The organism is Pantoea sp. B9002, from assembly GCF_013385945.1.
In the GTDB taxonomy this organism is placed as follows: Bacteria; Pseudomonadota; Gammaproteobacteria; order Enterobacterales; family Enterobacteriaceae; genus Pantoea.
The window spans coordinates 171587-191820 of sequence record NZ_JACAPA010000008.1 but is presented as its reverse complement, the minus strand read 5'-3'; the positions used below and the strand labels follow the sequence as shown (position 1 = coordinate 191820).

Annotated in this window: 16 protein-coding genes and 1 other annotated feature; of the genes, 9 read left to right on the top strand and 7 right to left on the bottom strand. The window is 57.2% G+C overall.

The window, feature by feature from the left end; genetic code table 11:
* Positions 1-104: 104 nt before the first annotated feature.
* From urtA to atzF, 4 genes are read right to left on the bottom strand one after another with little or no spacing between them, the layout of a single operon-like run.
* Positions 105-1373 carry an urea ABC transporter substrate-binding protein gene (gene urtA, locus HX773_RS05595; protein WP_176970755.1) on the bottom strand — a complete coding sequence of 423 codons (1269 nt, stop codon included), beginning with the start codon at positions 1371-1373 and terminating at the stop codon, positions 105-107.
* 28 nt (positions 1374-1401) lie between these two features.
* Positions 1402-2100, bottom strand: coding sequence for a GntR family transcriptional regulator (locus HX773_RS05590; protein ID WP_176970754.1), 699 nt, complete (start codon positions 2098-2100; stop codon positions 1402-1404).
* Positions 2101-2109: 9 nt separating this feature from the next.
* Positions 2110-5727, bottom strand: a complete 3618-nt coding sequence (gene uca / locus HX773_RS05585) for an urea carboxylase (protein ID WP_176970753.1) — start codon at positions 5725-5727, stop codon at positions 2110-2112.
* A gap of 2 nt (positions 5728-5729) precedes the next feature.
* Positions 5730-7526, bottom strand: coding sequence for an allophanate hydrolase (gene atzF / locus HX773_RS05580; RefSeq protein WP_176970752.1), 1797 nt, complete (start codon positions 7524-7526; stop codon positions 5730-5732).
* A 258-nt stretch (positions 7527-7784) separates the two neighbouring features.
* On the opposite strand from atzF, the gene sltY reads away from it, so the two are divergent.
* Entirely contained in the window at positions 7785-9704 is a 1920-nt protein-coding gene (gene sltY, locus HX773_RS05575) for a murein transglycosylase (RefSeq protein ID WP_176970751.1), read from the top strand.
* A gap of 44 nt (positions 9705-9748) precedes the next feature.
* Positions 9749-10072 (top strand): trp operon repressor, encoded by a 324-nt coding sequence (gene trpR, locus HX773_RS05570; RefSeq protein WP_176970750.1) that lies wholly within the window; start codon positions 9749-9751, stop codon positions 10070-10072.
* On the opposite strand, the gene yjjX is transcribed toward trpR, so the two are convergent.
* Complete coding sequence (yjjX, locus tag HX773_RS05565) at positions 10069-10590, bottom strand: inosine/xanthosine triphosphatase (protein WP_176970749.1); 522 nt, start codon at positions 10588-10590, stop codon at positions 10069-10071. The genes trpR and yjjX overlap by 4 nt on opposite strands.
* A gap of 51 nt (positions 10591-10641) precedes the next feature.
* Here yjjX and gpmB point away from each other — a divergent pair, with 51 nt between their 5' ends.
* Positions 10642-11289 (top strand): 2,3-diphosphoglycerate-dependent phosphoglycerate mutase GpmB, encoded by a 648-nt coding sequence (gpmB, locus tag HX773_RS05560; protein ID WP_176970748.1) that lies wholly within the window; start codon positions 10642-10644, stop codon positions 11287-11289.
* Between the two features lie 144 nt (positions 11290-11433).
* Here gpmB and robA read toward each other — a convergent pair whose 3' ends face one another.
* Positions 11434-12312 (bottom strand): MDR efflux pump AcrAB transcriptional activator RobA, encoded by an 879-nt coding sequence (gene robA, locus HX773_RS05555; protein WP_176970747.1) that lies wholly within the window; start codon positions 12310-12312, stop codon positions 11434-11436.
* Between the two features lie 194 nt (positions 12313-12506).
* Here robA and creA point away from each other — a divergent pair, with 194 nt between their 5' ends.
* A complete protein-coding gene (gene creA / locus HX773_RS05550) occupies positions 12507-12980 on the top strand; it encodes a protein CreA (RefSeq protein ID WP_008108688.1) in 474 nt (157 codons plus the stop codon).
* Positions 12981-13026: 46 nt separating this feature from the next.
* On the opposite strand, the gene arcA is transcribed toward creA, so the two are convergent.
* Positions 13027-13743, bottom strand: a complete 717-nt coding sequence (gene arcA / locus HX773_RS05545; RefSeq protein WP_008108686.1) for a two-component system response regulator ArcA — start codon at positions 13741-13743, stop codon at positions 13027-13029.
* Positions 13744-14332: 589 nt separating this feature from the next.
* Here arcA and HX773_RS05540 point away from each other — a divergent pair.
* The 5 genes from HX773_RS05540 to thrC all read left to right on the top strand — a co-directional run bounded on the left by HX773_RS05540 (position 14333) and on the right by thrC (position 20064).
* Positions 14333-15037, top strand: a complete 705-nt coding sequence (locus tag HX773_RS05540; RefSeq protein ID WP_176970746.1) for a tRNA/rRNA methyltransferase — start codon at positions 14333-14335, stop codon at positions 15035-15037.
* Positions 15038-15226: 189 nt separating this feature from the next.
* Positions 15227-15298, top strand: a complete 72-nt coding sequence (gene thrL, locus HX773_RS26130) for a thr operon leader peptide (protein ID WP_071531027.1) — start codon at positions 15227-15229, stop codon at positions 15296-15298.
* Positions 15234-15356, top strand: a sequence feature (Thr leader region). (Overlaps the previous gene by 65 nt.)
* Before the next feature lie 26 nt (positions 15357-15382).
* Positions 15383-17845 carry a bifunctional aspartate kinase/homoserine dehydrogenase I gene (thrA, locus tag HX773_RS05530; RefSeq protein WP_176970745.1) on the top strand — a complete coding sequence of 821 codons (2463 nt, stop codon included), beginning with the start codon at positions 15383-15385 and terminating at the stop codon, positions 17843-17845.
* A 2-nt stretch (positions 17846-17847) separates the two neighbouring features.
* Positions 17848-18777 (top strand): homoserine kinase, encoded by a 930-nt coding sequence (gene thrB, locus HX773_RS05525; RefSeq protein WP_008108677.1) that lies wholly within the window; start codon positions 17848-17850, stop codon positions 18775-18777.
* 3 nt (positions 18778-18780) lie between these two features.
* On the top strand, positions 18781-20064 hold the full coding sequence (gene thrC / locus HX773_RS05520) for a threonine synthase (RefSeq protein ID WP_008108676.1): 1284 nt from the start codon (positions 18781-18783) through the stop codon (positions 20062-20064).
* Positions 20065-20234: the final 170 nt, after the last annotated feature.

Sequence of the window (20234 nt, the reverse complement as noted above, 5' to 3'; positions counted from 1 at the left end):
GGAGGAAGACGTTGCCCAATGCCAGCAATGAACATGCATGTGGCAGCGTCTCCTTCCCCCATTTATGGGGGAAGGCCGGGATGGGGGACAGCCAGCACAACCCCTTACTGCGTTGATTTCACAGGATGATCAGGCTTCTTATCGTTACCCGCGATGTACGGGCTCCACGGCTGGGCGCGTACCGGTTGCTCGGTCTGCCACACCACGTTGAACTGACCGTTCTCTTCCACTTCGCCAATCATCACTGGCTTGTGCAGGTGATGGTTGGTTTTATCCATGGTCAGGATGAAACCGTCCGGCGCTTTGAAGGTTTGTCCCGCCATCGCCGCGCGCACTTTATCCACATCGGTGGTGCCCGCTTTCTCTACCGCCTGCGCCCACATGTGCAGGCCAACGTAGGTCGCTTCCATCGGGTCATTCGTCACCACGGTGTTGGCGTTCGGCAGGTTGTGCGCCTTAGCGTAAGCGCGGTAATCCTTCACAAACTGCGCGTTGGTTGGGTTATCCACCGACTCGAAGTAGTTCCACGCCGCTAACTGCCCGACCAGCGGTTTGGTATCAATACCGCGCAGTTCCTCCTCGCCGACCGAGAAGGCGATCACTGGAATGTCGGTGGCTTTGATGCCCTGATTGGCCAGCTCTTTGTAGAACGGAACGTTGGAGTCGCCGTTGATGGTGGAGATCACCGCAGTTTTGCCACCGGCAGAGAACTTCTTGATGTTGGAGACGATGGTCTGATAATCGCTGTAACCAAACGGCGTATAGACCTCTTCGATGTCTTTATCCTGCACGCCTTTGGTGTGCAGGAAAGCGCGCAGAATCTTGTTGGTGGTGCGTGGATAGACGTAGTCGGTGCCCAGCAGGAAGAAGCGTTTCGCGCTGCCGCCATCTTCACTCATCAGGTATTCCACCGCTGGAATCGCCTGCTGGTTCGGCGCGGCGCCGGTGTAGAACACGTTCGGTGACATCTCTTCGCCTTCGTACTGCACCGGATAGAACAGCAGGCCGTTCAGCTCCTCAAACACCGGCAGCACCGATTTGCGCGATACCGAGGTCCAGCAGCCAAACACCGCCGCCACTTTGTCCTGCGTCAGCAGCTGACGCGCTTTCTCAGCGAACAGCGGCCAGTTGGAGGCCGGATCGACCACCACCGGTTCCAGCTTTTTGCCCAGCACGCCGCCTTTGGCGTTGATCTCATCGATAGTCATCAGCGCCACATCCTTCAACGGCGTTTCGGAGATCGCCATGGTGCCGGAGAGCGAGGACATAATGCCGACCTTGATGGTGTCAGCAGCCTGCGCCGCAAAGGCAAAGCCCATGCTGGCCACAGAGGCAGAGAGCGCGAAAGCCTTGAGCAACGAACGTCTTTTCATCAGTAAACCCCTCACTATGTTTGTATTGTTATTCAATGGGTTGAAGTCGAGCCTGCTGTAACATATGCAATGTGATCTTTCTGGCCTCTGCCTTACTGACGGCGATGTGGTCGGTTAAAATGCGCTGCGCCTCCTCGGTTTGTTGCTGGAAAATCGCCCGTAAAATCTGAGCGTGCTCGCGGTATGTCGCCTCCATTCGGTCGTCGCGGGTAAAATCGAGACGGCGAATGATGCGGATTTTTTCGGTCAGTTCGGCGTGGATGCGCGCCATCTCCTGATTGCCAGCGGCGGCCACCAGCGCCATGTGAAAGGCTTCATCCTGCGCCGACACCGCTTTGCCATCGGCCAGCGGCGGCGCATCAATCCAGAAGCTTTTCAGCGCGGTCAGCATGTCGATGCACTGCGGTGCGGGCAGCGCGCACAAGCGGCGCACCGCTTCGCACTCCAGCACGGTGCGAAAGTCGTACAGCTCTTCGAAGTATTCGAAGTCGAACGGCTTCACCTGCCAGCCGCTGCGGAACCACACTTCGACATAGCCCTCGCGCTCCAGCCAGAACAGCGCCTGACGCACCGGCGTGCGGCTGACTTCCAGCCGATCGGCGATTTCGTTTTCGCTGAAGCGGTCGCCCGGCATCAGTCGAAACTCAAAAATGTCCTGCTTCAGCGCCTGGTAAACCTTCTCGGCCAGCGCTTCCGGACGACCTTTGCTTCGAGGGCTCGTGTTCATGCCGACTCCTTATTCCAGCCACAGCAGGGCATCGCCCGGGCTCACCGGACGTCCTGCCTGGCAGGCAATGCGTTTCACCGTGCCTGCCTGCGGCGCGACAATCGCCAGTTCCATTTTCATCGCTTCGACGATGATCAGCGTTTGACCGGCTTCCACCGCATCGCCCGGCTGAACCAGCACTTTCCAGATGTTGCCGTTCATATCGGCGCACACCGCCAGCGCATCGTCGTCGGCTTCGGCCACTACCAGCGTCTCCTCGCTGGTGAGCGGCGCGTTCTGCTCTTCCTGCGCCCACAGCGTCACTTCCTGTTCGAAGGCGGCGGACTGACGCTGGCGGAAATCGCTGATCGACGCGGCATTTTCCGCCAGGAATTGATGATGGGCGGCGAAGTCGAAGACCGTTTCTTCGATGCGCACCGTGGCACGGCCTTCGCGGAAGTCATCGCGCAGCTGCGTCAGCTCATCTTCCGTTACCGGGTAGAAGCGCACCTGATCGAAGAAGTGCAGCAGCCACGGCTCGTCGGCCGCGAACTGATCGTTTTTCAGGAATTTGTTCCAGATTGGCAGCGTGCGGCCCACCAGCTGATAGCCGCCAGGTGAATCCATGCCGTAGATGCACATGTACATGCCGCCAATGCCAACCGTGCCTTCCGCAGTGAAGGTACGCGCCGGACTGTATTTGGAGCTCAGCAGGCGATGGCGCGGATCGATGGGCACTGCACAAGGCGCGCCGAGATAGACATCGCCGAGGCCGAGAATCAGATAGCTGGCATCAAAAATCGTGTCGCGCACCGCTTCACGGCTGGCTAAGCCATTAATACGCTGAATAAAATCGACGTTGTTAGGCAGCCACGGCGCTGTTGCTCGCACCGTTTCCTGGTAGCGTTCCACCGCGCCGAGTGTGGCGCTGTCTTCAAACGCCATCGGCATCCACACAATGCGTGACGGCACTTTCAGCTGGCTGACGTCGCCGAGACCGGCTTCGATTTCCAGCAGCAGATTCATCAGCTGTTTCTGGCTGAGGATCAGGCTGTCGTAGCGCACCTGCAAGGAACGCACGCCAGGCGACAACTCTTCCACGCCCGGCACTGCGCGTTCACGCAGCGCATTCATCAGCAGATGCACGCGTAGACGCAGCGCCAGATCCAGCACGTTGTCGCCGTACTCAATCAGCACATATTTGTCACCGGCCTGACGATAAACTGCCGCAGGCGTACTCGCGCTAGCCGGTAACGCGGCCAGCAAGGTGGCAGAACCGATATCGCTGGTGGCCAGTGAGGGCACTTCAAACGCGGGCGCGTGGGTGCTGCGCAGGGTTTCCACGCTGTGCGCCTGGGCTTTTTCCAGCGCCACCGCTTCGTCGGCGCTGATCGGATGGAAACGGATTTTATCGCCCGGTTTCACCTGGCCAACTTTCCACAGTTCGGCTTTGGCGATGGTCACCGGGCAGACGAAGCCGCCGAGGCTGGGGCCGTCGTGCGTCAGGATCACCGGGAAGTCGCCGGTGAAGTTCACCGCGCCAATGGCGTATTCGCAGTCGTGCACGTTGGACGGATGCAGGCCAGCTTCGCCGCCGTTGGCGCGCGTCCATGTTGGTTTCGGGCCAACCAACCGCACGCCGAGACGGTTGGAGTTGTAGTGCACCTGCCAGTCACTGGCAAAGAACTCATCAATCGCGGCCTGAGTAAAGAAATCCGGTGCGCCATGCGGTCCATACAGCACGCCAATGCGCCATTCGGTGCCGTAGTGTGGCACCAGCGCATGATCGAGCGCCTGCGGTGCGCTGACCGGCGCGGGCGTGGTGCAGGCGGCCAGCTGCGGTTGAGAAATCGGCAGCATGTCGGCCACACGCAAGGTGCGTCCGGCGTGGCCGCCAAACTGGCCGAGTGAGAAGGTAGAGCGGCTGCCAAGGTATTCCGGCACGTCGAAGCCGTTGCGCACCGCTAAATAGGTGCGGCAACCGTTCTGCGCGCGGCCAAGCGTCAGTGTTTGTCCCGCTTTGACGTTGATAGGCTGCCAGTATTCGATGCTTTCGCCATCCAACTCAGCCGGGCAATCGGCGCCGGTCAGGGCAATGACGGCATCGCTGTGGAAGCGCAGCGTTGGGCCTTGCAGGGTAAATTCCAGACCCGCCGCGCTGTCGTGGTTGCCGACAATGCGGTTGGCGAGGCGGAAAGCAAAATCGTCCATTGGGCCGGACGGTGGCACGCCGATATCCCAATAGCCGAGGCGGCCGGGGAAATCCTGAATGCTGCTGAAGGTGCCGGGTTGCAGCACTTCAATCACGCTGGCAGACGGTGTGAAGCTGTCGAGGAAACGCGTCCAGACGTTGCCGCTGCGGAACGCTTCGGTGGCGACGATCTGGCGCAGATAGTCGAGGTTGGTGGCGATGCCGTGCAACTGCGTGGCGTCCAGCGCCTGCTGCATCTTCGTCAGCGCCGCTGCGCGCGTATCGGCATGCACGATCAGTTTGGCGACCATCGGATCGTAATAGGCAGACACTTCAGTGCCGGTATCGATCCAGCCATCAACGCGCACATCATCCGGGAAGCAGACGCCGGTGAGTACGCCGGGGCTTGGCTGGAAGTTTTTTAACGGATCTTCGGCGTAGATACGCACTTCAATCGATGCGCCCTGCGGCGCCTGTTGCAGACGCGGCCAGTCAATGGCATCGCCTGCCGCCACTTTCAGCATGCACTCGACCAGGTCGAGGCCGGTAACGCTTTCAGTGACCGGATGCTCAACCTGCAAGCGGGTGTTCACTTCGAGGAAGTAGAAGGCATCTTGCTCGGCGTCATAGATGTATTCCACCGTCCCGGCGCTGCGATAATTCACCAGCTCGCCGAGGCGCACCGCAGAAGAGAGCAGCGCTTCACGCGTTGCCTGCGGCAGATTCGGGGCCGGGGTTTCTTCCACCACTTTCTGATTGCGGCGCTGCAATGAGCAGTCGCGTTCGCCCAGGGCGATCACTTTGCCGCTGCCGTCGCCAAAGATTTGCACTTCCACGTGGCGTGCGCGATCGATACAGCGTTCGAGAAAGACGCCCGCATCACTGAAGAATTGCTCGCCCAAACGACGCACGCTTTCCCACGCATTGCTGAGCGCCTCAGCGTCGGCGCAGCGGGTTAAGCCAATGCCGCCTCCGCCCGCCGTGCTCTTCAGCATCACCGGATAACCGATGGTGTCGGCGGCGCTTAAGGCTTCGTCCAGTGAACTCAGCAGCGGCGTGCCCGGCGTCATCGGCACGCCCGCGCTGGCGGCTAACTCACGCGCGCGGTGCTTCAGGCCAAACTCGCCAATCTGCTGCGCGGTGGGGCCGACAAAGGCGATGCCGGCTTTTTCACAGGCGTCGGCAAACGGCAGGCTTTCTGACAGGAAACCGTAGCCCGGCCAGATGGCTTCTGCGCCGGTTTCCTGTGCAGCGGCGAGGATTTTATCGATGCGTAAATAGCTGTCGCTGGCTTTGTCACCGCCAAGGGCGATGGCGACGTCAGCTTCTTTGACGTGGCGCGCGTTGCGGTCGGCATCGGAATAGACGGCGACGCTTTTCACGCCGAGGCGTTTTAAGGTGCGGATGGCGCGGCAGGCAATCTCGCCACGGTTAGCAATCAGAACGGTGCTGAACATGCTTATTTACTCCCCAGAGAGGCCAGCCAGTTGCGCCAGCCACCAAATTCGGTAATTTCCAGCGCCTGCGACAGCACCGCCGGTTCACAGATAAAGCCTTTGACGACGCGTCCGTCGGCCAGCGTCAGCGAGCCAATGCCGAGCGGGGCCGGGATTTCTGCCACGAACTCGCCAAAGCGCGCCAGCGGGATATCCCACAGTTCCACGGTGATCGCCGCACCGCTTTCGCCACGCAGCAGGCCCGGCTTCTTAATCGGGCCATCGAGCAGGGCGAACAGACGGTAATGGCTGGCGGTTTGCGTCTCCTCTACCAGCACCGCCTGACGCGTGGTGAGCTGGAAGTTGAGCGGCATGCCGGTGAGATGCGCGCCCACCACCGCTACGCGTACGTGATCGGCGGACATCGCAAATGCGCCTTGCTGAGCAGGCTGCGCTTTGCCGGTGGCACCCAGCGGCAGCGACATCTGCTGCTGCCAGCGCAGGCCAAAACCGGCCAGCGCGCGATCCTGCCAGGCAGGCGCAATCAGCGTGATGCCGGCAGGCAAACCATCGGCGCGGAACGGTGCAGGGAGCGCCAGCGCGCTGAGATCGGCGAGGTTGGTGAAGTTGGTGTAGGTGCCGAACTGCGAGTTGTAATGCACCGGCTCTTGTTCCATTTCGGCCAGCGTGTGGATGGTTGGTGAAGTCGGCACCACCAGCGCATCGAACTGCGCCAGCGTTTGCTGAATCTGGCGCGTCAGTTCGGCGCGCAGGTATTCCGCCTGATAGGCTTCGACTGCGGTGTATTTCAGGCCGCTGCTGACGATGCCGTACACCACCGGATCCATCTCTTCCGGGCGGTTGATCATCTCGCCCACCGCCACGGTGCGCTCGGCGACCCACGGACCGTAATAGAGCTGCTCGGCGAGTTGATGGAACAGGGAAAAATCGATCGGATGCAGCGTTGTGCCGCCGGCTTCTAATTGCTCCAGCGCCGCCAGCCAAGCCGCTTCGGCCTGTTTGTCGCCGAAGAATTCAGGCGTGGCGGGAATGGCGAAATCGGGCTGGGCTTTAAAGCTGGCTGGCGCGGTGTGCGGATTGCTGCGCGAATAGGCATCGCCCGCGTCATAGCCGCCCGCCGCCGTGGCCACCGCAAAAGCATCTTCGACGGTTAACGCGAACACCGAAATGGTGTCATTGAGGCGGCAAGCGGGCACCACGCCGCTGGCAGAGAACCAGCCTTTGGTTGGCTTGAGGCCGACGATGTTGTTGAATCCGGCGGGCACGCGGCCCGAACCGGCGGTGTCGGTGCCGAGCGAGAAGCCCACCAGACCGCGCGCCAGCACCGACGCTGAGCCGGAGCTGGAACCGCCGCTGACGTAATCAGGATTGAAGGTGTTGCTCACGGCACCAAACGGCGAACGCGTGCCGACTAAACCGGTGGCGTATTGGTCGAGGTTGGTTTTGCCAATTACCACCGCGCCCGCTGCTTTGAGCTGCGCGACGACAAAGGCATCGGCGGCGGCGGTGTAGGTGAAAGCCGGGCAGGCGGCGCTGGTCGGCCAGCCAGCGACATCAATGTTATCTTTTACCGCAAACGGCACGCCAAACAGCGGCAGCGCCGCCGGGTTGCGCTGATAGCTCGCCAGTAGCGGTTCAATCTGTGCCTGCAGCTGCGCGGGCGTGGCGAGATAGAGCCACGCGTTATCCAGCGCGTCGATGGCGTCGAGATGGGCCGCCAGCAAGGCGGTAATTTGTTGTGGATCCTGTTGGTAACTGCGTTGCCAATCCTGGAGCGTAAAGCCAAAGGTCGATGCCATGAGTGAATTCCAACTGGTATACAAGATGGAATTCAACAGAGCAAAGCGCGTGCCATTTTTGTAAGCCGATGAAACCGCGTAGTTAATTGATGTGTAATACGTTTTTCTGATGATAAATTGCACAACGGCGGCGCAAACGCTGCGCAATGGCGGTGCGCGAGCGTAAATTTTGTGAAGAACATGGCAAGAGACGGTTGGCCTGGTTAGCATGAAGGAAGTCTGGCATGAGCTGGATCGCAGCACTGAGAGGAGAGCGTAATGGAGAAGTGGCGTTACTGGATGCTAGGGATCTGTCTGGTCAGCACGGCCAGCAGCGTATGGGCCGATTCGCTGGATCAGCAGCGACAGCGCTATGCGCAAATCAAGCAAGCCTGGGATAACAAACAGATGGACCAGGTGATGCAGCTGATGCCGACGCTGCAGGATTATCCGCTCTACCCGTATCTGCAATATCGCCTGCTGGCGCAGGATCTCGATCAAGAGACCCCGCTGGCGGTGAAGAACTTTATTCAACAATATCCCACGCTGCCACCGGCGCGCTCGCTCTCAACGCGCTTTGTGAATGTGCTGGCGAACCGTCAGGACTGGCAGGGCGTGCTCAGCTTCAGCCCGGATGAACCGAAACCGGTGCAGGCGCGCTGTAACTGGTATTACGCCAAGTGGGCGACCGGCCAGCAGCAGGCGGCGTTTGCCGGTGCGAAAGAGATTTGGCTGCGCGGCACCGCGTTACCGAATGACTGCGACAAGCTGTTCTCGGTGTGGCAAGCCAGCGGGCAACTCTCGCCGATCACTATTCTTGAGCGCATTCGTCTGGCGATGAAAGCCGGTAACGACAGCCTGGTGAATTATCTGGCGAAAATGCTGCCGGCGGATTATCAAACCACCGCCAGCGGGCTGATTGCGCTGCAGCAGAATCCGCAAACCGTTACTACCTTTGCCAGCAGCATGGGGCCAACCGATTTCACCCGCATGGCGACCAGCTACGCTTTCGCCCGCGTGGCGCGTGAAGATATGGATAACGCGCGCATGATGATCCCGCAACTGGTGCAGGCGCAGAAGATGAGCCAGGCCGATGAGCAGGATCTGAAAGAGACCGTGGTGTGGCGCATGATGGGCGCGGATCTCACCAGCGAGCAGGCGCGCTGGCGTGATGCGGTGGTGATGAACAGCGAATCAACCGCGCTGGTGGAGCGCCGCGTACGTTTGGCGCTGAGCCAGAACGATCGTCGTGGTCTCAATACCTGGATCGCGCGTTTGCCGGTGGAAGCCAAAGAGAAAGATGAGTGGCAATACTGGCAGGCGGATTTGCTGATTTCGCAGGGCCGCAAAGAGGAAGCCAACGATATTCTGCGTAAGCTGATGCAGGCGCGCGGTTTCTATCCGATGGTCGCGGCGCAGCGTTTGGGTGTCGAGTATCCGTTGCAGGTCGATAAGGCACCGGCCGCCGACAGCAGCGTGACGCAAGGGGCGGAAATGGCGCGCGTGCGCGAGCTGATGTATTGGGGGCTGGATAACCTGGCGCGCAGTGAATGGGCCAATCTGATCTCCAGCAAAACCCGTTCGCAGCAGCAGATGCTGGCGCGTTACGCCAACGAGCAGGATTGGTGGGATCTCAGCGTGCAGGCCACCATCACCGCGAAAATGTGGGATAGCCTGAAAGAGCGCTTCCCGCTGGCGTGGCAAAACCTCTACCAGCAATACACCAGCGATAAAGGCATTCCGCAAAGTTACGCGATGGCAATTTCGCGTCAGGAGAGCGCGTGGAACCCGAAAGCGCGTTCACCGGTGGGCGCCAGTGGATTGATGCAGGTAATGCCCGCCACGGCGACGCATACCGTGAAGATGTATAACATTCCCGGCTATGTGAACAGCAGCCAGCTGCTGGATCCGCAGACCAATATTCAGATCGGTACGCAGTATCTGGAGTATGTCTATCAGCAATTTGGTCAGAACCGTATCTTCTCTTCGGCCGCCTATAATGCCGGTCCGGGACGCGTGCGCAGCTGGCAGAAAACCAGCGGCGGTAATCTGGATGCGGTGGCGTTTATCGAAACCATCCCGTTCTCCGAAACGCGTGGCTACGTGAAAAACGTGCTGGCCTACGATGCCTATTACCGCTACTTCATGGGCAAGCCGGACAAGATTCTCGCCGACAGTGAGTGGAATCGCCAGTATTGACTGTGCTATGCTTCCGTACTCGTTAATGAGTACGGAAGCCCTTCATGAGCCAACCCCTTTCTTCCCAGCCGGAATCGGCTCAGCCTGTTGAAGATAACTGGCTGCGTTTTATCGAACTGATGCAAAACGCCTTTGCCGATGGCGTGGCGCTGCCGTTATTACAATTGATGATGACGCCGGATGAACGTGAATCCTACGGGACGCGTTTGCGCATTATTGAAGAGCTGATGAATGGCGATATGAGCCAGCGTGAACTGAAGAATGAGTTGGGCGTGGGCATCGCCACCATTACGCGCGGTTCTAATAGTCTGAAAGAGGCGCCGCCAGAGCTAAAACGCTGGCTGGAAGCGCGTCTCGGCCGCGATTAACGCTGGCTGTAGAGCGGATGCGTAAACGGACACAGCGCCAGAATCAACGCCTGATGGTAGACGCTGGAGCGGCTCAGCAGGCCGTGGGTGAGGGCACCAATCGCGCCACCTTTGTGTTTGATATTCTCCACGCCGGTTAAGCGTGCCATCTCATCACCCAATTCATGCCCGGCAGCTAAGCCTGACACGACAATCGGCGGCAGCGTAAAGCTGGCCGAACGTGATTCTCCGCGCTGCTGCGCGTTTTCAATTACCATCCACGCAAAAGCGCAATCGCCTTCAATGCCCGCTTCAATCGCCACCCAATAATCGGCTTGTGGACGCGTTTGACGCGCGTTCTCAACCCGCTGACGTGCGCCAGTTCGCGTTTCAACATCACTAAGTGGCTGGGCTGCGACGCCGCTCTCGACCTCAACCCCTTCGATGTGGCAGGATCCTTCGCCGAAAACGTCGTTGAACGCCTGAGCAATCGCGCGAATTTTTGCCGGGTTGATGGTGGCTGCGACAACATGGTACATAATTGTTTGAACCCTCGAGGCAAATTTGTCGCAGTATAACGGAAATTAAGCATGCTACAGGTCTATCTTGTTCGTCACGGTGAAACGGTATGGAATGCGGCTCGGCGCATTCAGGGGCAGTCTGACAGCCCGTTAACGGAAAAAGGTGAGCTGCAGGCTCAGCAAGTGGGCGAGCGGGTGAAATCGCTGGGCATTACCCACGTGATTGCCAGCGATTTGGGACGTACGCGTCGTACGGCGGAGATTATCGCCGATGCGTGTGGCTGCAACGTTACGCTCGATGCGCGTCTGCGCGAGCTCAACATGGGCTGCCTGGAACAACGTCCGCTCGATGGCTTAACCGAAGAAGAGGAAAACTGGCGGAAAACGCTGGTGGATGGCACCACCGCCGGCCGTATTCCGGGTGGCGAATCGATGGCGGAGATGGCGGCGCGGATGCACGAAGCGCTGAATGCGCTGCTGGAGCTGCCTGCTGGTAGCCGTCCGCTGATTGTCAGCCACGGGATGGCGCTGGGCGTGCTGGTCAGCACCATTCTCGGTTTGCCTGCGCATGCGGAACGTCGTTTGCGTCTGCGGAATTGCTCGATCTCGCGCGTGGATCATCAGCAGAGCGCGTGGCTGGCGGCCGGTTGGGTGGTTGAGACGGCGGGCGATGTGTCGCATCTGGATGCGCCTGCGTTGGATGAGTTGCAGCGCTGATCGGGTGCGGTTAATAAAAAGGTCGCCATGAATGGCGACCCTACGAAACCGTGCAGTTTTTGGCTAAGGTCGCCATGCATGGCGACCCTACGAAACCTTGCAGTTTTTCGCTAAGGTCGCCATAAATGGCGACCCTACATAAGATTAATGATGCTGTTGGCGAATCGGAATCAGGTATTCGCAACGGATTTCCGTTGGCGGTTCGCTACGCTTCTTGCCACCGTGCGTAAAGAAACGCTCGATGTCCTGTCCCTGACGACGCACTAATCCCAGCGTTGGCATGCAGGTGCCGTAGAGCAGCAGGATAAATTCACCCAGCGCGCTGCGCGCACCGTTGTAGGTGAACTGCACGTAATCACCGGCTTCCACAATCACGCTCTGATTCGACTGCATGCTTTTTGACAGCTGATCGGCAGGCACCGCAGTGGTGTAGAGAATCTCCTGCTCATCATCTTTTTCATGGCTGGCGCGCACCTGATGCAGGCCATACAGCACCGGCGGCACCGTGTCGGTTTCCAGCAGGAACTGCTTCCAGAAATGCAGGCGCATCTCATCGCGGTAGCTGGAAATCTGCTCCAGCGTGCAGGAGTAACTCTGCGTTTGGCCGACCAGCACCGTTTCCGGCAGCGTGACAAACTGCGCTTCCGGCATGCTGTTATCGTCGAGACGAATTGGCGGGCGAATGCCAAACGAGTTCCACTCCGATGAGCGACGATACCAGGCAGGCGTTTGATTGAACTGCTTTTTAAACGCACGGGTAAAGGTTTGCTGCGAATCGAAGCGATATTGTAAAGCGATGTCGAGGATGGGGCGGCTGGTCAGGCGTAGCGCCACCGCGGCTTTCGACAGCCGACGCGCGCGAATATACGCACCAATCGCGTGGCTGGTTACTTCCTTGAACATCCGCTGCAGATGCCACTTGGAATAGCCTGCTTTCTGCGCAACGTTATCTAATGAAAGCGGTTGATCCAGATGGCTCTCCAGCCAGACAAGCAAATCGCGAATGATACCGGCTTGGTCCATAAAACATCCTCATAACTCTCTGGTGGCGCAACTATGAAGTCGTCGAATAATAGCACGAAATGCACAAAAGCGTGGGGGCGGTTTGCTAATCGAGTGTGCTAAGTCAATGCGGGTTAAAACCCGTTTAGGTTTGGTTCTGTGTTCGATTGACAGTACATTACATTCTCATCTATTCGATTGGCAATGGTAACTCAATGACAATAGCTCGTATTCTTATAATCACGTTGGCAACATATGTATTCAGTGCTGGCGTTCAGGCCGAAGAGATCGGCTCGGTAGACACGGTATTCAAGATGTTTGGCCCCGATCATAAGATCGTGGTGGAAGCCTTCGATGACCCCGACGTAAAAAATGTAACCTGTTATATCAGCCGGGCAAAAACCGGCGGTATCAAAGGCGGATTGGGTTTGGCGGAAGATACGTCCGACTCCGCGATTTCCTGCCAACAGGTTGGGCCGGTAGAGCTTAGCGATAAAATCGCACAAGGCAAGGCGCAAGGTGAAGTGGTGTTCAGGAAACGCACATCGCTGGTGTTCAAGAAGCTACAGGTGGTGCGCTTCTTTGACCAGAAACGTCATGCGCTGGTGTATCTAAGCTATTCCGATAAGGTAGTCGATGGATCGCCGAAGAATGCGCTGAGCGCCGTACCGATTATGCCGTGGCATTAATGCAGGCATAAAAAAACGCCCTGACGGGCGTTTTTTCTTTCAACGCTTAATCCTGCAGTTCGCCGCAGAAGCGGTAACCTTCGCCGTGAATGGTGGCGATGATTTCTGGCGTGTCTGGCGTGGATTCGAAATGCTTACGAATACGGCGGATGGTGACATCCACGGTACGGTCATGCGGCTTCAGCTCGCGGCCGGTCATCTTCTTCAGCAAGTCACCACGCGTCTGGATTTTGCCTGGGTTTTCACAGAAGTGCAGCATGGCGCGGAACTCACTGCGCGGCAGCTTGTACTGGTCGCCGTTCGGGCTGATCAGTGAGCGGCTGTTGATATCCAGCTCCCAACCGTTGAAGCGATAGCTTTCAACGGTGCGGCGTTCTTCGCTTGGCATCGCCAGATTCATGGTGCGCGACAGCAAGTTGCGTGCACGAATCGTCAACTCACGCGGGTTGAACGGTTTGGTGATGTAATCATCGGCACCGATTTCCAGACCGAGGATTTTATCCACTTCATTATCACGGCCGGTGAGGAACATCAGCGCGACGTTTGCTTGTTCACGCAGTTCGCGCGCCAGCAGCAAACCGTTTTTACCTGGCAGGTTGATATCCATAATCACCAGATTGACGTCATTTTCCGTCAAAACCTGATGCATCTCGGCGCCGTCGGTGGCTTCATAGACCACGTAACCTTCTGCCTCAAAGATACTTTTGAGGGTGTTACGCGTGACCAGTTCGTCTTCAACGATAAGAATGTGCGGGGTCTGCATGTTTCGCTACCTAAAATTTGCCAACAAATCGAAAACAGGGCGTACGTCGGTTACGCTAATGTGCTGCAACCGGTATACGAAATAATCTTCGGAATACACCATCCATCTACGTCAACTTCAGTGTTAGCTCAGCCAGTCAGGATGGATATTTGCACGCCCCGAGGATATCGGACAGGCGCTCATCCTAACCGTATTAACAGCAACCTAACAGCACCAACAACAACCGATAAGCATAAAAACAACGCTTCGTTGACTTATATCAAATGCAAGTGTAGCACGTTAACACTTTTATGAAAAACTTCTCCAGGATTGCTAGTTTAGCTCACAAAATGCAGCATTTTTGCTACATTTCGCCCTTATACAACCAAAACTAAAACACGCAGGAAATTATATTTCAATGATATGAAAGAAAAGGATTTTATATTAAATAGGTCAGATAATTTTGCTTATGCCTGCTAATTTCCACTACAGCTGGATTTATCCCTCTTTTAACATCGTTAACATCTTATTTTCTCTGCTAGCCGCAGTTGGTATTTTCTCTCCTGCATGCCAACATAATGCGAGTTGTTAACAGTTCGATGGAAAAATCATGCATTTCCCCTTAATCCTTGTCTCTCCCGCCCGTCCGGAAAATATCGGTGCGGCTGCTCGCGCCATGAAAACCATGGGATTTAGCGAGCTGCGCATTGTCGCCAGCGATGCCTGGCAAGATCCCGCAGCACGTCGAGTGGCGCACGGCGCCGGTGAGATCCTCGATAACATCAAAACTTACGCCTCGCTGAGCGAGGCGCTCAAGGATGTCGATTTTTCCGTGGCGACCACCGCACGTAGCCGCGCGAAATTCCGCTATTACGCTACGCCCACTCAGGTAGAAAATATCCTGCAGGAGAAGCGCCAATGGCTGAGCCGCATCGCGCTGGTGTTTGGCCGTGAAGACAGCGGATTAACTAATGAAGAGCTGGAGCAGGTTGATCTGTTAACCGGCATTCCGATGGCCAACGATTATCCGTCGCTGAATCTCGGTCAGGCGGTGATGGTGTATTGCTATCAGCTGTCGGCGCTCAATCAGATTGCGGCTGAAACCGCAGAAGTGGCGAATGAGCAGCAGTTGCAGGCATTGCGCCAGCGCTTTCATCAGTTGCTGGTCAAGCTGGATGTGAGTGATGACGTCAAAATGGCGGACTGGATCGATCAGCGCATCGGCCTGCTGGAACAGCGTGACAGCGCCATGCTGCATCGCTTGTTACATGACGTAGAAAAAAAACTTATAGATAATTGCTCGGATAAATCCTGAGTTGCTAGTGACTGATGCGGGAATCCGCCGCATCTCTTGAACGATCGCGATAATTTTTGCTTCAGCAAGCGCAGCACTGCGCAGCGCCAGGGACGGCGCGGCTAAGACAAATTCGTTGACTTAACGTGCGCTTTGCTTTACTTCTGGAAGGCAGACGGACAAGACAAAGACAGACAGAAAAAAATCTAAATGCGTAAACTCAGCCTGAACACCACAATTATTATTACCACCACCATTACCACAGGTAACGGTGCGGGCTGACGCATACAGGAAAAACAAAGAAAAAAGCCCGCACCTAAACAGTGCGGGCTTTTTTTTCGGCAAAAATTCAGGAGAGCTTCAAATATGCGAGTGCTGAAATTCGGCGGAACCTCAGTAGCCAATGCGGAACGTTTTCTCCGTGTGGCGGATATTCTGGAAAGCAATGCACAACAGGGACAGGTTGCGACCGTACTCTCTGCACCAGCGAAAATTACCAATCATCTGGTGGCGATGATTGAGAAAACCATCAGCGGTCTGGACACGTTGCCGAATATCAGCGATGCCGAACGTATTTTTGCCGACCTGCTGCAAGGCTTGCGTGATGCGCAGTCGGGCTTTGATTATGACGGACTAAAAACCCGCGTTGAGCTGGAATTTGCGCAGCTGAAACAAGTGCTGCACGGCATCAGCCTGCTGGGCCAATGCCCGGACGCCGTCAATGCTGCCATCATCTGCCGTGGCGAGAAGCTGTCGATTGCTATTATGGAAGCGCTGCTGCAGGCGCGCGGCCACAAAGTCACCGTTATCGATCCAGTGGAGAAGCTGCTGGCGATTGGTCATTACCTCGAATCCACCGTTGATATCGCCGAATCCACGCGTCGCATCGCCGCCAGCCAGATCCCGGCCGATCACTTTATCCTGATGGCCGGTTTCACCGCCGGTAACGAGAAGGGCGAACTGGTGGTGCTGGGCCGTAACGGTTCTGATTACTCTGCCGCCGTGTTGGCTGCGTGTTTGCGCGCTGATTGTTGTGAAATCTGGACTGACGTTGACGGTGTGTATACCTGCGACCCGCGTCAGGTGCCTGATGCGCGCTTACTGAAATCGATGTCGTATCAGGAAGCGATGGAGCTCTCTTACTTCGGCGCCAAAGTCTTGCATCCGCGTACCATCGCGCCCATCGCCCAGTTCCAGATTCCGTGCCTGATCAAAAACACCGCTAACCCGCAAGCGCCGGGCACCTTAATTGGTGGCGAAGGCGAGCTGGATGAAAATCCGGTTAAAGGCATTACTAACCTGAACAATATGGCGATGTTCAACGTGTCTGGTCCGGGCATGAAAGGCATGGTCGGCATGGCGGCACGCGTGTTCGCCGCGATGTCACGCACCGGCATTTCAGTGGTGCTGATCACCCAATCCTCTTCGGAATACAGCATCAGCTTCTGCGTACCGCAAAGCGAGCAGGCGCGTGCACGTCGCGTGCTGGAAGAGGAGTTCTATCTGGAGCTGAAGGATGGCCTGCTCGATCCGCTGGACGTGCTGGAACAGCTGGCGGTGATCTCGGTGGTTGGCGATGGTATGCGCACGCTGCGCGGCATCTCAGCCAAATTCTTCTCGGCGCTGGCGCGTGCCAATATCAATATCGTGGCGATTGCGCAGGGCTCGTCTGAGCGTTCCATCTCGGTGGTGGTGAGCAACGACGAAGTCACCACCGGCGTGCGTGTGGTGCATCAGATGCTGTTCGCCACCGATCAGGTGATTGAAGTGTTCGTGGTCGGCGTTGGCGGTGTGGGCGCGGCGCTGCTGGATCAGCTGCATCGCCAGCAGACATGGCTGAAACAGAAGCATATCGATCTGCGCGTGTGCGGCATCGCTAACTCGCGTGCGCTGTTGACCAACGTGCACGGTATCGATCTCAGCAACTGGAAGGCGGAACTGAACGAAGCCAAAGAGCCGTTCAATCTCGGTCGCCTGATGCGTTTGGTGAAGGAGTATCATCTGCTGAATCCGGTGATCGTCGATTGTACCTCCAGCCAGGCGGTTGCCGATCAGTATGCCGATTTCCTCGCCGAAGGTTTCCACGTCGTCACGCCGAACAAAAAGGCCAACACGTCGTCGTGGAATTATTACCAGCAGATGCGTGCAGCGGCAGCGAAATCACGCCGTAAGTTCCTGTACGACACCAACGTCGGCGCCGGTTTGCCGGTGATCGAAAACCTGCAAAACCTGATGAACGCCGGTGATGAACTGATCAAGTTCTCCGGTATTCTCTCTGGCTCGCTTTCCTTTATCTTCGGCAAGCTTGATGAAGGTGTTTCGCTGTCGGAAGCGACGAAAATGGCGCGTGAGATGGGCTTTACCGAGCCGGATCCACGTGACGATCTTTCTGGCACCGATGTGGCGCGTAAGCTGCTGATTCTGGCGCGTGAAGCGGGGCATCAGCTGGAACTTAGCGATATCGATATCGAACCGCTGCTGCCCGCCAGCCTGACGGAGATCGCCAACGTTGAGCAGTTTATGCAACGTCTGCCGGAACTGGATAACGCCTTTGCCGCGCGCGTTGCCAAAGCGCGTGACGAAGGTAAAGTATTACGCTTCGTCGGCGCGATTGAAGAGGGCGGCGTCTGCAAAGTGAAGATTGACGCGGTGGACGGCAACGATCCGCTGTACAAAGTGAAGAACGGTGAGAATGCGCTGGCATTTTACAGCCGCTATTATCAGCCGATCCCGCTGGTTCTGCGTGGATATGGCGCGGGGAATGATGTGACTGCAGCGGGCGTGTTTGCTGACCTGCTGCGTACGCTGTCGTGGAAGTTGGGAGTTTGATGATGGTAAAAATTTATGCACCGGCCTCGATAGGTAACGTCAGCGTCGGCTTTGATGTGCTTGGCGCGGCGGTTTCGCCGGTGGATGGCACCTTGCTGGGTGACTGCGTTTCCGTTGAAGCCGCCGACAGCTTTAGCCTGGTGAACTCCGGACGTTTTGTCAGCAAACTGCCGACCAATCCGCAGGAGAACATCGTTTATCAGTGCTGGGAGCGTTTTTGTCAGGCGATTGGTAAGCAAGTTCCGGTGGCGATGACGCTGGAAAAGAATATGCCGATTGGTTCCGGACTCGGCTCAAGCGCCTGTTCGGTGGTTGCCGGTTTGATGGCGATGAACGAATTCTGCGGCAAACCGCTTAACGATACCGAACTGCTGGCGCTGATGGGCGAGCTGGAAGGGCGTATTTCCGGCAGCGTACACTTTGATAACGTGGCGCCGTGCTTCCTTGGCGGCGTGCAGCTGATGATTGAAGAGAACGGCATCATCAGTCAGGACGTGCCGTGCTTTGACGAATGGCTGTGGGTGATGGCGTATCCGGGGATTAAAGTCTCTACCGCCGAAGCGCGCGCTATTCTGCCGGCACAGTACCGCAAAGAGGATGCCATCAAGCATGGTCGCCTGCTGGCGGGCTTTATTCACGCCTGTCATACGCGTCAGCCTGGGCTTGCGGCTAAACTTATGCAGGATGTTATCGCCGAGCCGTATCGCACCAAACTGCTGCCAGGCTTCGCCGATGCGCGTAAAGCGGCGCAGGATATTGGCGCGCTGGCGTGCGGCATTTCGGGTTCCGGCCCGACACTTTTCGCCGTTTGCAACGAGATGGCAACGGCACAGCGGATGGCAGACTGGCTGAGCCAGCACTATCTGCAAAATGAAGAAGGTTTCGTCCACATCTGCCGTCTTGATACGGCCGGCGCACGTAAATTGGGATAACGCATGAAACTCTACAACCTTAAGGATCACAACGAGCAGGTTAGTTTTGCTCAGGCCGTTAAACAGGGCCTCGGCTCGCAGCAAGGGCTGTTTTTCCCGCTCGAACTGCCGGAATTCGAACTGACCGATATCGATGCCATGCTGGAGATGGATTTCGTCAGCCGCAGCAGCAAAATTCTCTCCGCCTATATTGGCGATGAAATTGCCGCGCATCAGTTAGCCGAGCGCGTGAAAAACGCCTTTGCTTTCCCGGCGCCGGTGGCGAAGGTCAGCGATGATGTGGCTTGCCTCGAGCTGTTCCACGGTCCAACGCTGGCGTTCAAAGACTTCGGCGGCCGCTTTATGGCGCAGATGCTGTCGTATGTGAGCGGTGCAGATGAGCAGATTACCATTCTGACCGCCACTTCCGGCGATACCGGCGCCGCCGTGGCGCATGCCTTCTACGGCATGGAAAACGTGCGCGTGGTGATCCTCTATCCGCAGGGCAAAATCAGCCCGCTGCAGGAGAAACTGTTCTGTACGCTGGGCGGCAACATTGAAACCATCGCGGTTGAAGGCGATTTCGATGCATGCCAAGCGCTGGTGAAACAGGCATTTGATGATGAAGAGCTGAAAAAGGCGATTGGCCTGAACTCGGCGAACTCGATCAATATCAGCCGCTTGCTGGCGCAGATTTGCTACTACTTCGAAGCGGTGGCGCAGCTGCCGCAAGAGAAGCGCAATCAGCTGGTGGTTTCGGTACCCAGCGGTAACTTCGGTGATTTAACCGCCGGCCTGCTGGCGAAATCGCTGGGTCTGCCGATTAAGCGCTTTATCGCTGCGACTAATGCCAACGACACCGTGCCACGCTTCCTCGGTAACGGTGCTTGGCAGCCAAACGCCACGGTAGCAACGCTGTCGAACGCCATGGATGTCAGCCAGCCAAACAACTGGCCGCGCGTGGAAGAACTGTTCCGCCGCAAAACCTGGCGTTTGACCGATCTGGCGTACGGCGCGGTAACGGATGAAACCACCAAATCCACCATGCGCGAGCTGGCGGAGATTGGCTATATCTCTGAACCGCATGCGGCGATTGCTTACCGTTTGCTGCGCGACAACCTGCAGGAGGGCGAATATGGCCTGTTCCTCGGGACTGCGCATCCGGCGAAGTTCAAAGAGAGCGTGGATGAGATTTTGGGTCAGGATCTGCCGCTGCCAAAAGAGCTGGCCGAGCGCGCCGATTTGCCGCTGCTGTCGCATAACCTGAAAGGCGATTTCGCAGAGCTGCGGGCGTTTTTACTTAAGTAAGTGCTGGCTGGAGTATGTGCTCGTTGTCCCCCATCCCGGCCTTCCCCCGCAAGCGGGGGAAGGAAATGCTGCCACATGCAGCTCCCCAACTATCATATTGCAGCATCTTCCTCCCCCATTTATGGGGGAGGACCGAGGAGGGGGACAGCAAGCACGGACCGAGGAGCGGG

What these genes read in the sequence shown, in the direction of transcription:
- creA (WP_008108688.1), top strand. Translation starts at nt 12,507, where the DNA reads ATGACAATAGCTCGTATTCTTATAATCACGTTGGCAACATATGTATTC.
- gpmB (WP_176970748.1), top strand. Translation starts at nt 10,642, where the DNA reads ATGCTACAGGTCTATCTTGTTCGTCACGGTGAAACGGTATGGAATGCG.
- HX773_RS05590 (WP_176970754.1), bottom strand. Translation starts at nt 2,100, where the DNA reads ATGAACACGAGCCCTCGAAGCAAAGGTCGTCCGGAAGCGCTGGCCGAG.
- atzF (WP_176970752.1), bottom strand. Translation starts at nt 7,526, where the DNA reads ATGGCATCGACCTTTGGCTTTACGCTCCAGGATTGGCAACGCAGTTAC.
- thrB (WP_008108677.1), top strand. Translation starts at nt 17,848, where the DNA reads ATGGTAAAAATTTATGCACCGGCCTCGATAGGTAACGTCAGCGTCGGC.
- yjjX (WP_176970749.1), bottom strand. Translation starts at nt 10,590, where the DNA reads ATGTACCATGTTGTCGCAGCCACCATCAACCCGGCAAAAATTCGCGCG.
- thrC (WP_008108676.1), top strand. Translation starts at nt 18,781, where the DNA reads ATGAAACTCTACAACCTTAAGGATCACAACGAGCAGGTTAGTTTTGCT.
- thrA (WP_176970745.1), top strand. Translation starts at nt 15,383, where the DNA reads ATGCGAGTGCTGAAATTCGGCGGAACCTCAGTAGCCAATGCGGAACGT.
- sltY (WP_176970751.1), top strand. Translation starts at nt 7,785, where the DNA reads ATGGAGAAGTGGCGTTACTGGATGCTAGGGATCTGTCTGGTCAGCACG.
- HX773_RS05540 (WP_176970746.1), top strand. Translation starts at nt 14,333, where the DNA reads ATGCATTTCCCCTTAATCCTTGTCTCTCCCGCCCGTCCGGAAAATATC.
- robA (WP_176970747.1), bottom strand. Translation starts at nt 12,312, where the DNA reads ATGGACCAAGCCGGTATCATTCGCGATTTGCTTGTCTGGCTGGAGAGC.
- trpR (WP_176970750.1), top strand. Translation starts at nt 9,749, where the DNA reads ATGAGCCAACCCCTTTCTTCCCAGCCGGAATCGGCTCAGCCTGTTGAA.
- arcA (WP_008108686.1), bottom strand. Translation starts at nt 13,743, where the DNA reads ATGCAGACCCCGCACATTCTTATCGTTGAAGACGAACTGGTCACGCGT.
- urtA (WP_176970755.1), bottom strand. Translation starts at nt 1,373, where the DNA reads ATGAAAAGACGTTCGTTGCTCAAGGCTTTCGCGCTCTCTGCCTCTGTG.
- uca (WP_176970753.1), bottom strand. Translation starts at nt 5,727, where the DNA reads ATGTTCAGCACCGTTCTGATTGCTAACCGTGGCGAGATTGCCTGCCGC.